13 protein-coding genes are annotated in these 12,789 nt (G+C 57.2%); 10 read left to right on the top strand and 3 right to left on the bottom strand.

The genetic code is table 11. The annotated features are described in order from the left end of the window. Positions 1 to 289 precede the first annotated feature (289 nt). Positions 290 to 2,833 carry a class I adenylate cyclase gene (gene cyaA / locus IM284_RS19025; RefSeq protein ID WP_028014798.1) on the top strand — a complete coding sequence of 848 codons (2,544 nt, stop codon included), beginning with the start codon at positions 290 to 292 and terminating at the stop codon, positions 2,831 to 2,833. Positions 2,834 to 2,876: 43 nt separating this feature from the next. On the opposite strand, the gene cyaY is transcribed toward cyaA, so the two are convergent. Continuing rightward, positions 2,877 to 3,197, bottom strand: a complete 321-nt coding sequence (cyaY, locus tag IM284_RS19020; RefSeq protein ID WP_003860816.1) for an iron donor protein CyaY — start codon at positions 3,195 to 3,197, stop codon at positions 2,877 to 2,879. Between the two features lie 135 nt (positions 3,198 to 3,332). Between cyaY and IM284_RS19015 the strand changes: the two genes are divergently transcribed. The 8 genes from IM284_RS19015 to corA all read left to right on the top strand — a co-directional run bounded on the left by IM284_RS19015 (position 3,333) and on the right by corA (position 10,264). Then, a complete protein-coding gene (locus tag IM284_RS19015) occupies positions 3,333 to 3,536 on the top strand; it encodes a lipoprotein (protein ID WP_041911830.1) in 204 nt (67 codons plus the stop codon). A 35-nt stretch (positions 3,537 to 3,571) separates the two neighbouring features. After that, positions 3,572 to 4,396, top strand: a complete 825-nt coding sequence (dapF, locus tag IM284_RS19010; RefSeq protein WP_041911831.1) for a diaminopimelate epimerase — start codon at positions 3,572 to 3,574, stop codon at positions 4,394 to 4,396. Continuing rightward, a complete protein-coding gene (locus IM284_RS19005; RefSeq protein ID WP_045260992.1) occupies positions 4,393 to 5,100 on the top strand; it encodes a DUF484 domain-containing protein in 708 nt (235 codons plus the stop codon). The genes dapF and IM284_RS19005 overlap by 4 nt, the downstream gene beginning before the upstream one ends. Then, entirely contained in the window at positions 5,097 to 5,999 is a 903-nt protein-coding gene (gene xerC / locus IM284_RS19000) for a tyrosine recombinase XerC (protein ID WP_047366703.1), read from the top strand. Before IM284_RS19005 ends, xerC begins: the two co-directional genes overlap by 4 nt. Further along, positions 5,999 to 6,715: a 5-amino-6-(5-phospho-D-ribitylamino)uracil phosphatase YigB gene (gene yigB / locus IM284_RS18995; RefSeq protein WP_028014792.1), complete on the top strand. Its 717-nt coding sequence runs from the start codon at positions 5,999 to 6,001 to the stop codon at positions 6,713 to 6,715. The genes xerC and yigB overlap by 1 nt, the downstream gene beginning before the upstream one ends. A gap of 79 nt (positions 6,716 to 6,794) precedes the next feature. Beyond that, on the top strand, positions 6,795 to 8,957 hold the full coding sequence (gene uvrD / locus IM284_RS18990) for a DNA helicase II (RefSeq protein ID WP_045631335.1): 2,163 nt from the start codon (positions 6,795 to 6,797) through the stop codon (positions 8,955 to 8,957). 149 nt (positions 8,958 to 9,106) lie between these two features. After that, entirely contained in the window at positions 9,107 to 9,163 is a 57-nt protein-coding gene (gene ysgD / locus IM284_RS23420) for a YsgD/CorL family protein (RefSeq protein ID WP_212743980.1), read from the top strand. 150 nt (positions 9,164 to 9,313) lie between these two features. Then, complete coding sequence (gene corA, locus IM284_RS18985; RefSeq protein ID WP_008501540.1) at positions 9,314 to 10,264, top strand: magnesium/cobalt transporter CorA; 951 nt, start codon at positions 9,314 to 9,316, stop codon at positions 10,262 to 10,264. 42 nt (positions 10,265 to 10,306) lie between these two features. On the opposite strand, the gene rarD is transcribed toward corA, so the two are convergent. Next, positions 10,307 to 11,203 (bottom strand): EamA family transporter RarD, encoded by an 897-nt coding sequence (gene rarD, locus IM284_RS18980; protein WP_041911834.1) that lies wholly within the window; start codon positions 11,201 to 11,203, stop codon positions 10,307 to 10,309. Positions 11,204 to 11,254: 51 nt separating this feature from the next. Then, a complete protein-coding gene (yigI, locus tag IM284_RS18975; RefSeq protein ID WP_028014789.1) occupies positions 11,255 to 11,722 on the bottom strand; it encodes an acyl-CoA thioesterase YigI in 468 nt (155 codons plus the stop codon). A 162-nt stretch (positions 11,723 to 11,884) separates the two neighbouring features. Here yigI and pldA point away from each other — a divergent pair, with 162 nt between their 5' ends. After that, positions 11,885 to 12,754, top strand: coding sequence for a phospholipase A (gene pldA, locus IM284_RS18970; RefSeq protein ID WP_047362648.1), 870 nt, complete (start codon positions 11,885 to 11,887; stop codon positions 12,752 to 12,754). Positions 12,755 to 12,789: the final 35 nt, after the last annotated feature.

Below are 12,789 nucleotides of genomic sequence, written 5' to 3'. Positions count from 1 at the left end.
TTTACGGTTGATGAAGCGTGAGAGGGACAAGGCGGCGTATTCGTCAGCCATAGCCGTATTCAGGAATTTACACGTACAGAACGGTGCTACACTTGTATGTAGCGCATCTTTCTTTACGGTCAACCGGCAAGGTGTTAAATTGATCACGTTTTAGACCATTTTTTCGTCGGTACCACCATAATGACAAGGGCGAAAAAAGGGTAACGGTTATCTTTTTGAAATACTGCGGGCTCGCTGTTATTCGTGTTTTGAATAGCTTACGACACCCGGAAACATCAGGCGATACGTCTTGTACCTCTATATTGAGACTCTGAAACAGAGACTGGATGCCATAAATCAACTGCGTGTGGATCGCGCGCTTGCTGCCATGGGCCCTGCTTTCCAGCAGGTATACAGTCTGCTGCCGACATTATTGCACTATCACCACCCGCTGATGCCTGGCTACCTTGATGGTAACGTTCCCCAGGGCATTTGCCTCTTCACGCCTGATGAAACCCAACAGCATTATTTGAACGAGCTGGAACTCTACCGCGGCATGCCGCCTCAGGTTTCTCCGAAAGGTGAACTGCCGATTACCGGCGTTTACTCGATGGGGAGCACCTCATCGGTAGGGCAGAGCTGTTCTTCGGACCTGGATATCTGGGTCTGCCATCAATCCTGGCTCGATAACGAAGAGCGCCAGCTGCTGCAGCGTAAATGCAGCCTGCTGGAAAGCTGGGCGGCCTCGCTTGGCGTGGAAGTGAGCTTCTTCCTGATTGATGAAAACCGTTTCCGCCATAATGAAAGCGGCAGTCTGGGTGGTGAGGACTGCGGCTCGACTCAGCACATCCTGTTGCTGGATGAATTTTACCGTACTGCCGTTCGCCTGGCCGGGAAGCGTATTCTGTGGAATATGGTCCCGTGCGAAGAAGAAGAGCATTACGACGACTACGTCATGTCGCTTTACGCGCAGGGCGTACTGACGCCAAACGAATGGCTGGATCTGGGCGGCCTCAGCTCCCTGTCCGCCGAAGAGTACTTTGGCGCAAGCCTCTGGCAGCTCTACAAGAGCATTGATTCACCGTACAAAGCGGTGCTGAAAACGCTGCTGCTGGAAGCCTACTCGTGGGAATACCCTACGCCGCGCCTGCTGGCGAAAGATATCAAGCAGCGCCTGCACGATGGCGAGATTGTCTCCTACGGGCTCGACGCCTACTGCATGATGCTGGAGCGCGTAACCGAATACCTGAAAGCCATTGATGACACCACGCGTCTTGACCTGGTGCGTCGATGTTTCTATCTCAAAGTCTGTGAGAAGTTGAGCCGCGAGCGCGCCTGCGTGGGCTGGCGTCGTGAAGTGGTCAGTCAGTTAGTAAAAGAGTGGGGATGGGACGAAGCGCGTCTGTCCATGCTTGATAACCGCGCCAACTGGAAGATCGATCAGGTGCGTGAAGCGCACAACGAACTGCTCGACGCGATGATGCAAAGCTACCGTAACCTGATCCGCTTTGCGCGCCGCAATAACCTTAGCGTCTCCGCCAGCCCGCAGGATATCGGGGTGTTGACCCGCAAGCTGTACGCCGCGTTTGAAGCGCTGCCGGGTAAAGTGACGCTGGTTAACCCGCAGATTTCGCCTGACCTGTCAGAACCGAACCTGACCTTTATCTATGTGCCGCCGGGCCGCGCAAACCGCACCGGGTGGTATCTGTACAACCGTGCGCCAAGCATGGATTCGATTATCAGCCATCAGCCGCTGGAATATAACCGCTATCTGAACAAGCTGGTGGCGTGGGCCTGGTTTAACGGCCTGCTGACCTCGCGCACGCGCCTGTTTATCAAGGGCAATGAGGTTGTCGATTTAGCCAAGCTGCAGGAGATGGTGGCGGATGTCTCGCACCACTTCCCGCTGCGTCTGCCTGCCCCCACACCAAAAGCGCTCTACAGCCCGTGCGAGATCCGTCACCTGGCGATCATCGTCAACCTGGAGTACGACCCGACGGCGGCCTTCCGCAATCAGGTGGTCCATTTTGACTTCCGCAAGCTGGACGTCTTCAGCTTTGGCGAGCAGCAAAACTGCCTGGTGGGCAGCGTAGACCTGCTGTACCGCAACTCGTGGAACGAAGTGCGTACCCTGCACTTCAACGGCGAGCAGGCGATGATTGAAGCGCTGAAAACCATTCTCGGCAAGATGCACCAGGATGCCGCACCGCCGGACAGCGTCGAAGTGTTCTGCTACAGCCAGCACCTTCGCGGTTTAATTCGTACCCGCGTGCAGCAGCTGGTGTCTGAATGCATCGAACTGCGTCTCTCCAGCACCCGCCAGGAAACCGGGCGCTTTAAAGCGCTGCGCGTCTCCGGGCAGACGTGGGGCCTGTTCTTCGAGCGTCTGAACGTGTCGGTGCAGAAGCTGGAAAACGCTATCGAGTTCTACGGCGCGATTTCACACAACAAGCTGCACGGCCTGTCGGTTCAGGTGGAAACCAACCACGTCAAGCTGCCGCAGGTGGTGGATGGCTTTGCCAGTGAAGGGATTATTCAGTTCTTCTTTGAAGAGTCGGGCGACGATGCCGGGTTCAACATCTACATTCTGGATGAGACCAACCGCGCCGAGGTGTATCACCACTGTGAAGGCAGCAAAGAGGAGCTGGTGCGCGACGTCAGCCGCTTCTACTCTTCCTCGCATGACCGTTTCACCTACGGTTCCAGCTTTATCAACTTCAACCTACCGCAGTTCTACCAGATTGTGAACGTGGATGGCCGAGCGCAGGTGATCCCGTTCCGTACGCAGGCAATTACCCCTGCGGCGCCTGCGAATCAGGATACCGCACCGCTGTTGCAGCAGTATTTTTCCTGAGGCTTTTCGCCCGGTAAGGCGTAGCCGCCACCGGGCAACAAAACTACCTGAAACTCACGTCCTCGCCCGCCTGCGCGGTCGCCGCCTGTTCCAGCAGATCCCAGAACGTTTCGCCGCTGCGATCGCAAACCCACTCGTCACCCTTCAAATCAAAGTGATAGCCGCCCTGTTTGGCCGCCAGCCACACCTGGTGAAGCGGCTCCTGACGGTTAATAATAATTTTGCTGCCGTTTTCGAAGCTCAGGGTCAGAATGCCGCCGTTGATTTCACAATCGATATCGCTGTCGCCGTCCCAGTCGTCGATACGTTCTTCGATGGTCATCCACAGGGTGTCGGCAAGGCGATGGAATTCACTGTCGTTCATGGTTTTGTTCCTGTTTTTCGTGATGGCGGCAGTATAACGCTAAATAATTCCCGTTGCAGGAAAGCGGCAAACTCTTGCTTTTGTGTCTTCTCCTGCGATGATAGAAACAGATTTGAACTTACGGGCAACTTTATAATGAAAAACGCTTTCCGAACGCTTGCCGTTCTCATCACGCTGTTTAGCCTGACCGGCTGCGGACTGAAGGGACCACTCTACTTCCCGCCTGCGGATAAAACCGCGCCGCCGCCGACAAAACCGGTTAACAGCGGCATCGAGTCTTCCACGCCAAAGACTAACGATCGTGGCGATAACGGCGGTCCGACTCAGGTTAACCTCTGACGACAACGTTCTGTACCCGCGCAATGGAGCAAATGATGCAGTTCTCTAAAATGCATGGCCTTGGCAACGATTTTATGGTCGTCGACGCGGTAACGCAGAATGTGTTTTTCTCCCCGGAACTGATCCGCCGCCTGGCGGATCGGCACGTGGGCGTGGGGTTCGATCAGCTGCTGGTGGTTGAGCCGCCCTACGATCCTGACCTCGATTTCCACTACCGTATTTTCAACGCTGACGGCAGTGAGGTTAACCAGTGCGGCAATGGCGCGCGCTGTTTCGCCCGCTTTGTCCGCCTGAAAGGGCTCACCAATAAGCGCGATATCCGCGTCAGTACCGCCAACGGTCGTATGGTGCTCAGCGTTACCGACGATGAGCTGGTGCGCGTCAATATGGGCGAGCCTAACTTCGAGCCTTCCGCCGTGCCGTTTCGCGCAAACAAAGCGGAAAAGACCTATATTATGCGGGCGGCCGAGCAGACAGTATTGTGCGGCGTTGTCTCGATGGGTAACCCGCACTGCGTGATTCAGGTGGATGACGTGGAAACCGCGGCGGTCGAAACGCTCGGTCCGGTGCTGGAGAGCCACGAGCGGTTCCCGGAGCGGGCGAACATCGGCTTTATGCAGGTGGTGAAGCGTGAACACATCCGTCTGCGGGTTTACGAGCGCGGCGCGGGCGAAACCCAGGCCTGCGGAAGCGGCGCCTGTGCGGCGGTGGCCGTCGGTATCTCCCAGGGGTTACTGGCAGAAGAGGTTCGCGTGGAATTACCGGGCGGGCGTCTTGATATCGCCTGGAAAGGAGCGGGTCATCCACTGTACATGACTGGCCCGGCGACACATGTTTATGACGGGTTTATCCATCTATGAAACAACCAGGGGAAGAACTGCAGGAAACAGTGACGGAACTGGACGATAGCGCTGTTGTTGATTATCTGCTGAACAATCCTGAGTTTTTTATTCGCAATGCACGCGTCGTCGAACGAATGCGCGTGCCGCATCCGGTTCGCGGGACCGTGTCGCTGGTCGAATGGCACATGGCGCGCGCGCGTAACCACATCAACCAGCTTGAAGAGAACATGACGCTGCTGATGGAGCAGGCCAGCACCAACGAAAGCCTGTTCTATCGCCTTCTGCACCTGCAGGCGCGTCTGGCCTCGGCGCACAGCCTTGAAGAGTTTCTCAGCCGCTTCCACCGCTGGGCGCGTGAGCTGGGGCTGGCGGGCGCAACGATTCGTCTGTTTCCTGACCGCTGGCGCATCGGCGCGCCGTCCGGCTTTACCCATCTGGCGCTCAGCCGTCAGGCGTTTGAGCCGCTGCGCATTCAGCGCCTGGGTCATGAGCATCACTATCTGGGGCCGCTGAACGGACCCGAACTGCTGGTGGTGTTACCGGAAGCCAAAGCGATTGGCTCGGTGGCGATGTCGCTGATGGGGCGCGATGGCGACCTGGGGGTCATATTATTTACCAGCCGCGACGCGCACCACTATGAGCAGGGGCAAGCCACGCACCTGCTGCAGGAGATCGCCCTGATGCTGCCCGAGCTGCTGGAGCGCTGGATTGAGCGCGTATGACGGACGGACTGCTCGCCACTGACGTCTCGCGGTTTCTGCGCTATCTGGGCGTTGAGCGTCAGCTCAGCCCCATTACGCTGCTTAACTATCAGCGTCAGCTTGATGCCATCATGCAGATTGCCGAAGAAATCGGCCTGAAAAGCTGGCAACAATGTGACGCCGCCACGGTACGCGGGTTCGTCGTGCGTAGCCGTAAAAAAAATCTTAGCCCGGCGAGCCTTGCGCTCCGGCTCTCTGCCCTGCGCAGCTTTTTCGACTGGCTGGTCAGCCAGGGCGGCCTGAAAGCCAACCCGGCAAAAGGGATCGCCACGCCGAAAGCCCCGCGCCATCTGCCGAAAAATATTGGCGTCGACGACGTAAACCGCCTGCTGGATATCGATCTAAACGATCCGCTGGCCGTGCGCGACCGCGCGATGCTTGAGGTGATGTACGGCGCGGGCCTGCGTCTCTCCGAACTGGTGAACCTCGACTTAAAGCATCTCGATCTGGAATCCGGCGAAGTGTGGGTGATGGGCAAGGGCAGCAAAGAGCGCCGCCTGCCGATTGGCCGCAACGCCGTCTCCTGGATTGAGCACTGGCTGGATCTGCGCGGCCTGTTTGGCGCGGAAGAGGATGCGCTGTTTTTATCAAAGCTCGGCAAGCGGATCTCCGCGCGTAACGTGCAGAAGCGCTTTGCGGAGTGGGGCATCAAGCAGGGGCTGAACAGCCACGTGCATCCCCACAAGCTGCGCCACTCCTTTGCGACACACATGCTGGAATCGAGCGGCGATCTGCGTGGCGTACAGGAACTGCTTGGCCACGCGAATCTGTCGACCACTCAAATCTATACCCACTTAGACTTCCAACACCTTGCCTCGGTGTATGACGCGGCGCATCCACGCGCCAAACGGGGGAAATAATGCGTTTTTACCGCCCACTCGGTCAGATCTCAGCCCTGACGTTTGACCTTGATGACACCCTTTATGACAACCGCGAGGTGATCCTGCGTACCGAGCAAGAGTCACTGGCGTTTGTGCAGAACTACCATCCTGCGCTGAAAGCGATGCAAAACAAGGATTTCCAGAAGCTGCGCCAGTCGCTGCGGGAGACCGAGCCGGACATTTACCACGACGTGACCGAATGGCGTCGCCGTGCGGTTGAGCAGGCGATGCTGAACGCGGGTCTGAGCGCACAGGATGCCGCCGTCGGTGCCGAAGCGGCAATGGAAAACTTCGCCAAATGGCGCAGCCGTATCGACGTGCCGCAGGAAACCCACGACACGCTGGCGAAGCTTGCCGAAAAGTGGCCGCTGGTGGCCATCACCAACGGCAATGCCCAGCCGGAGCTGTTTGGCCTCAGCGATTATTTTGAATTCGTGCTGCGCGCGGGTCCGCACGGGCGCGCGAAGCCGTTCAGCGACATGTACCATCTGGCAGCGGAGAAGCTTAACCTGCCGCTGGGTGAGATCCTGCACGTGGGCGATGACCTGACCACAGACGTGGCCGGTGCCATCCGCTGCGGCATGCAGGCCTGCTGGATCAAGCCAGAAAATGCGGAGCTGATGACCGCAACAGACAGCCGTCTTCTGCCGCACGTGGAAATTTCGCGGTTGGCATCCCTCACGACGCTGATATAATCATCAATTGTTCTGTATAAATTAACAGGGTTTTGGCGAGTGGAAACATTTGCCTGCCCGACATGACGTGACGGTGCCAATGGACGTTTCTTACCTGCTCGACAGCCTTAATGACAAACAGCGTGACGCGGTTGCCGCCTCGCGCACCAACCTGCTGGTTCTGGCTGGGGCGGGGAGTGGTAAGACACGCGTGCTGGTTCACCGTATCGCCTGGCTGCAGAGCGTGGAAAACTGCTCACCGTACTCGATTATGGCCGTGACGTTTACCAACAAGGCGGCGGCGGAGATGCGTCACCGTATCGCCCAGCTGATGGGCACCAGCCAGGGCGGCATGTGGGTTGGCACCTTCCACGGCCTGGCGCACCGTCTGCTGCGCGCGCACCATATGGACGCTAACCTGCCGCAGGATTTCCAGATCCTCGACAGCGAAGATCAGCTCCGCCTGCTGAAGCGCCTGATCAAGGCGATGAATCTCGACGAGAAGCAGTGGCCACCGCGTCAGGCGATGTGGTACATCAACGGTCAGAAAGATGAAGGGCTGCGTCCGCACCACATTCAGAGCTTCGGTAATCCGGTCGAGCAGACCTGGCAGAACGTCTATAAGGCCTATCAGGAAGCGTGCGACCGCGCCGGCCTGGTGGATTTCGCCGAGCTGCTGCTGCGCGCCCACGAGCTGTGGCTCAACAAACCGCATATCCTGCAACACTACCGCGAACGCTTCACCAACATCCTGGTGGACGAATTCCAGGATACCAACAACATCCAGTACGCGTGGATCCGCCTGCTGGCCGGAGATACCGGCAAGGTGATGATCGTGGGCGATGACGACCAGTCGATCTACGGCTGGCGCGGCGCGCAGGTGGAGAACATCCAGCGCTTCCTCAACGATTTTCCCGGCGCGGAAACCATCCGTCTGGAGCAGAACTATCGCTCAACCAGCAACATCCTGAGCGCGGCCAACGCCCTGATTGAGAACAACAACGGGCGTCTGGGCAAAAAGCTGTGGACCGACGGCGTCGACGGCGAACCGATCTCGATTTACTGCGCCTTCAACGAGCTCGACGAAGCCCGCTTCGTGGTGAACCGCATCAAAACCTGGCAGGACAACGGCGGCGCGCTGGAGCAGTGCGCCATTCTCTACCGCAGCAACGCCCAGTCGCGCGTGCTGGAAGAGGCGCTGCTGCAGGTGAGCATGCCGTACCGCATTTACGGCGGCATGCGATTCTTCGAACGTCAGGAGATCAAAGATGCGCTTTCGTATCTGCGCCTGATCGCCAACCGCAACGACGACGCGGCGTTTGAGCGCGTGGTGAACACGCCGACCCGCGGGATTGGCGACCGTACGCTGGACGTGGTGCGTCAGGCCTCGCGCGATCGCCAGCTGACGCTGTGGCAGGCGTGCCGCGAGCTGCTGCAGGAAAAGGCCCTCGCCGGACGCGCCGCCAGCGCGCTCCAGCGCTTCCTGGAATTAATTGATGCCCTGGCGCAGGAAACCGCCGACATGCCGCTGCACGTGCAGACCGACCGGGTGATTAAAGACTCCGGGCTGCGTACCATGTACGAGCAGGAAAAAGGCGAAAAGGGGCAGACCCGTATAGAGAACTTAGAGGAACTGGTCACGGCAACGCGCCAGTTCAGCTACAACGAAGAAGACGAAGACCTGATGCCGCTGCAGGCGTTCCTCTCTCACGCCGCACTGGAGGCGGGTGAAGGGCAGGCGGACACCTGGCAGGACGCGGTTCAGCTGATGACCCTGCACTCCGCCAAAGGTCTGGAATTCCCGCAGGTGTTTATCGTCGGCATGGAAGAGGGCATGTTCCCAAGCCAGATGTCGCTCGATGAAGGCGGGCGTCTGGAAGAAGAACGTCGTCTGGCCTACGTGGGCGTGACGCGAGCGATGCAGAAGCTGACGCTAACCTACGCTGAAACCCGCCGCCTGTACGGTAAAGAGGTCTATCACCGTCCGTCGCGCTTTATCGGTGAACTGCCGGAAGAGTGCGTGGAAGAGGTGCGTCTGCGCGCCAGCATCAGCCGTCCGGTTAGCCATCCGCGCATGGGCTCGCCGATCTCTGAAACCGACACCGGCTACAAGCTGGGCCAGCGCGTGCGCCATTCGAAGTTTGGCGAAGGCACCATTGTGAATCTGGAAGGCAGCGGCGAGCACAGCCGCCTGCAGGTCGCGTTCCAGGGGCAGGGGATCAAATGGCTGGTGGCGGCCTACGCGAAGCTGGAAACAGTCTAACATTCAGAAAAATATCATTATTTTGTAATAATCTGCTAGCCTTATACAGTGAAGGTCAATTAATGCCCTTCAGCGTTCCGTTGCGTGTTGACGCCACAGTTATTGCTGGCGTAACATGCGCGCACGATTACGCTAAGAGGACATTCGCCTTGGACACACCCAGTAGATACTGGCTCAATTCCCTGTCATCCAGGAACAACTCCTAAGGCTATCTCCTCATGCTGATGGCCTTAGTGGTTGTCAGCGACTGCATTATTCCCGTCGCGCTGAGTCAGGCTGTTTAATGGTCTGAAACCCAATTTGTTTCTGTGTGCCCACCGAACTGTCCGATATTTTTTGCATTGGGAGTCCCGGTCATGTTGAGCGCATTTCAACTCGAAAATAACCGACTGACTCGGCTTGAAGCCGAAGAGTCACAGCCCCTCATTGATGCCGTATGGGTGGATCTGGTCGAGCCGGACGACGATGAACGCCTTCGCGTACAATCTGAGCTGGGGCAAAGCCTGGCAACCCGCCCGGAACTGGAAGACATCGAAGCCTCCGCGCGTTTCTTTGAAGATGAAGACGGCCTGCACATTCACTCCTTCTTCTTCTTTGAAGATGCGGAAGATCACGCGGGCAACTCCACCGTGGCGTTTACCATTCGCGACGGTCGTCTGTTTACTCTGCGTGAACGCGAACTGCCGGCGTTTCGTCTCTACCGCATGCGCGCCCGCAGCCAGGCGATGGTGGACGGCAACGCTTACGAGCTGCTGCTCGATCTGTTCGAGACTAAAATTGAACAGCTGGCGGACGAAATTGAAAACATCTACAGCGATCTGGAAAAGCTGAGCCGCGTGATCATGGAAGGCCATCAGGGGGATGAGTACGACGAAGCGCTTTCGACGCTGGCAGAGCTGGAAGATATCGGCTGGAAGGTGCGTTTGTGTCTGATGGATACCCAGCGCGCGCTGAACTTCCTGGTGCGCAAGGCGCGTCTGCCGGGCGGTCAGCTGGAGCAGGCGCGTGAGATCTTACGCGATATCGAATCTCTGCTGCCGCACAACGAATCTCTGTTCCAGAAGGTGAACTTCCTGATGCAGGCGGCGATGGGCTTTATCAACATCGAGCAGAACCGCATCATCAAGATCTTCTCGGTAGTGTCCGTGGTGTTCCTGCCGCCAACGCTGGTGGCGTCCAGCTACGGGATGAACTTCGAGTTTATGCCGGAGCTGAAGTGGAGCTTTGGCTACCCGGGGGCGATTATCTTTATGATCCTCGCCGGGCTGGCGCCGTATCTGTACTTTAAGCGCCGGAACTGGCTGTAAAATCTGGCGGGTGGCGCTGCGCTTACCCGCCCTACAAAACACCTACATTCCTCTGCGGGTTCTGCGCTGGGTATAAATCGCATCGGCGACGAAAATTGCCAGCGCCACCCAGATAAAGGCGAAGGTCACCATCTTATCCGCACCCGGCACTTCGCCGTAAAACACCACCGCCAGCAGGAACATCAGCGTCGGGCCAATGTACTGGAAGAAGCCCAGCGTGGAGAGGCGCAGGCGCGTTGCCGCACCGGTGAAGCACAGCAGCGGAATGGTGGTCACTACGCCCGCCGCCATCAGCATCAGGTTCAGCGACCACGGGTTGCTGCCCATATGGCTGGTGGCGCTGTCGGCGATACCGAACAGATAGATCGCCGCCACCGGCAGCAGCCACAGGGTTTCAAACAGCATCCCGGTTTGCGCTTCCACCGCAATTTTCTTACGTACCAGGCCGTAAAAAGCAAAGCTGAACGCCAGACCGAGGGCGATAACCGGCAGCGAGCCAAACGTCCACAGCTGCACCAGCACGCCGCAGAAGGCGAGAATCACCGCCACCCACTGCATCCGGCGGAAGCGTTCGCCGAGGAAAATCATCCCCAGCACGATATTCACCAGCGGGTTAATGAAGTACCCCAGGCTCGCTTCGAGCATGTGGTGGTTATTCACCGCCCAGATAAACAGCAGCCAGTTGCCGCCAATCAGCACCGCAGAAAGCGCCAGCAGGAAGACCTTTTTAGGGGTTTGCAGCAGCGTTTTGACGCCGGACCACTGACGGCTGAGGCTCATCAGCGCGATCATAAAGAAGAACGACCAGATGACGCGGTGAGTGAGGATCTCGTCGGCCGGAACATAGGCGATAAATTTGAAGTACGCCGGGGCGATACCCCAAATAAAATAAGCGGCAAGGGCGAGTAAAACGCCCTGCCGCGTCTGTTTAGCATCCATCGGGAAAATCCGTGACAAAAAAGTGAATCAATTTTACCCGAATTTGCCGCCTCAACCCACCATATAAGTGGCGGTTGCGCTGGCGATATAAACCTGCTCCTCGTTATGCAGCTCAACGCGGGCAACGGCAACTTTGTTCCCGGCACGCAGCAGGCTGCTGGTGCAAGTAAAGCGGTTTCCGCGCCCCGGGCGAAGATAGTCGACGCGTAAATCAATGGTGCCCATGCGCGCCAGACGCTGGCGGAGTTCATCTTCGTTGATGGTGTCATGGCGCGTCAGCGTACTGCCCACGCAGACCAGGCCTGCCGCCACGTCCAGCGCGGAGGCAATCACCCCGCCGTGCAGAATACTTTGCGCCCAGTTACCCACCATCATCGGCTGGTTGTTGAAACTCAGCTGGGCAAACTCTTTCTCGTAACGCTCCAGCTCAAGACCCAGTGCACGGTTAAACGGCATATGGTAAACAAAAATCTCGCCCACGAGTTTTAACACTTCTTCGGCGGTAAGCATGGCTGACATGAGACATTACATCCTTATTGTTAATGAAATGTTGATTTTATGCTTCAGCAATAAGGAATTCCACTTTCAGAAACGAGGATGCAGCAGTTATCGCAGAAGTCTGTAGAATGTTCGCCTCATAACTATTCAGGTAATTTTACTCTTTGCAGGAGAACACCACCGATGCGGACGTATCTGGCCTGGTTACTGGCGGCGGTTGCGCTGCCCCTCACAGCATATGCGCAGGAAGCGACGATTAAAGAAGTCCATGATAAACCTGCCGTTAAGGGCAGCATTATCGCCAATATGCTGCAGGAGCATGACAATCCGTTCACGCTCTACCCGTATGACACGAACTACGTGATTTATACCCAAACCAGCGATCTCAACAAAGAAGCGATAAGCTCCTATAACTGGTCTGATAATGCGCGTAAGGATGAGGTGAAGTTCCAGCTTAGCCTCGCGTTCCCGTTCTGGCGCGGTATTCTGGGGCCAAACTCAGTGCTCGGCGCGTCTTATACGCAGAAATCCTGGTGGCAGCTCTCCAACAGCGGGGAATCTTCACCGTTCCGTGAAACCAACTATGAGCCGCAGCTTTTCCTCGGCTTCGCAACGGATTATGAATTTGCTGGCTGGACGCTGCGCGACGTCGAAGTGGGCTTTAACCATGATTCTAACGGACGTTCCGATCCAACCTCCCGTAGCTGGAACCGCGCCTATACGCGCCTGATGGCGCAGAACGGTAACTGGATGGTGGAAGTGAAGCCGTGGTATGTGCTCGGCAGCACCGATGACAACCCGGATATCACCAAATATATGGGCTACTACCAGCTCAAAGTTGGCTACCAGTTAGGTGAAGCCGTGCTGAGCGCGAAGGGGCAGTACAACTGGAACACCGGCTACGGCGGTGCGGAGCTCGGTCTGAGCTACCCGGTGACGAAGCACGTGCGTCTCTATACCCAGGTGTATAGCGGCTACGGCGAGTCGCTGATCGACTACAACTTCAATCAGACTCGTGTTGGCGTGGGCGTAATGCTGAACGATATTCTCTAAGCTGCTCGAATGTTTTTGCGTTAAACGTTGAAGTT

Source organism: Enterobacter cloacae complex sp. P12RS (assembly GCF_014895875.1).
In the GTDB taxonomy this organism is placed as follows: domain Bacteria; phylum Pseudomonadota; class Gammaproteobacteria; order Enterobacterales; family Enterobacteriaceae; genus Enterobacter; species Enterobacter bugandensis.
Note: the sequence above shows the minus strand (reverse complement) of the source record. Positions and strands in the feature narration are given on the sequence as shown.

Bases quoted from the DNA above. Each gene is read 5' to 3' on its own strand.
- cyaY (WP_003860816.1), bottom strand. From the start codon at position 3,197: ATGAACGACAGTGAATTCCATCGCCTTGCCGACACCCTGTGGATGACC.
- IM284_RS19015 (WP_041911830.1), top strand. From the start codon at position 3,333: ATGAAAAACGCTTTCCGAACGCTTGCCGTTCTCATCACGCTGTTTAGC.
- dapF (WP_041911831.1), top strand. From the start codon at position 3,572: ATGCAGTTCTCTAAAATGCATGGCCTTGGCAACGATTTTATGGTCGTC.
- IM284_RS19005 (WP_045260992.1), top strand. From the start codon at position 4,393: ATGAAACAACCAGGGGAAGAACTGCAGGAAACAGTGACGGAACTGGAC.
- xerC (WP_047366703.1), top strand. From the start codon at position 5,097: ATGACGGACGGACTGCTCGCCACTGACGTCTCGCGGTTTCTGCGCTAT.
- yigB (WP_028014792.1), top strand. From the start codon at position 5,999: ATGCGTTTTTACCGCCCACTCGGTCAGATCTCAGCCCTGACGTTTGAC.
- uvrD (WP_045631335.1), top strand. From the start codon at position 6,795: ATGGACGTTTCTTACCTGCTCGACAGCCTTAATGACAAACAGCGTGAC.
- corA (WP_008501540.1), top strand. From the start codon at position 9,314: ATGTTGAGCGCATTTCAACTCGAAAATAACCGACTGACTCGGCTTGAA.
- rarD (WP_041911834.1), bottom strand. From the start codon at position 11,203: ATGGATGCTAAACAGACGCGGCAGGGCGTTTTACTCGCCCTTGCCGCT.
- yigI (WP_028014789.1), bottom strand. From the start codon at position 11,722: ATGTCAGCCATGCTTACCGCCGAAGAAGTGTTAAAACTCGTGGGCGAG.
- pldA (WP_047362648.1), top strand. From the start codon at position 11,885: ATGCGGACGTATCTGGCCTGGTTACTGGCGGCGGTTGCGCTGCCCCTC.